Raw genomic sequence first — 389 nt, forward strand, 5'->3', positions numbered from 1 at the left:
GCCCGCAGCGCCGCCAGGCCGGCGTCCGCGCCGGCCGGCCCGACCAGCAGCAGCGGCTCCTCGGCGACAGCGGCGATGAAGGCCAGCCGCTCCAGCAGCGGGACGGCCGCCGCCTCCACCGCCCGGGCCAGCAGCTGCGGCGTCGCCACGCTGGCGATGACGTTTGCGCCCGCCAGCGCCGCCGCCAGGCTGCGGGCCGCGGCCAGGCCGCCCTCGCCGGGGCGGTTCAGCACGGCGATGGCGGCGCGCGGCCAATGCCGCTCGAGGAAGGGCGCGAAGCCCCGCGCCCAGAGGTCCGGCCCGCCCCCGGCCGCGGCCCCGACCAGCAGCGTCACGCTGCCGCCCGGGGCCTCGGCCCGCGCCAGGGCCGGCGCCGCCAGCAGCGCCAG

The 389-nt window shown here is 82.5% G+C and carries 1 pseudogene; it reads right to left on the bottom strand.

Annotated elements, in window-relative coordinates:
* Positions 1–389 (bottom strand): annotated as a pseudogene (locus QWZ14_RS11310) (hypothetical protein); the annotation flags it as partial.

This window comes from Paeniroseomonas aquatica, assembly GCF_030409335.1.
GTDB lineage: Bacteria > Pseudomonadota > Alphaproteobacteria > Acetobacterales > Acetobacteraceae > Belnapia > Belnapia aquatica.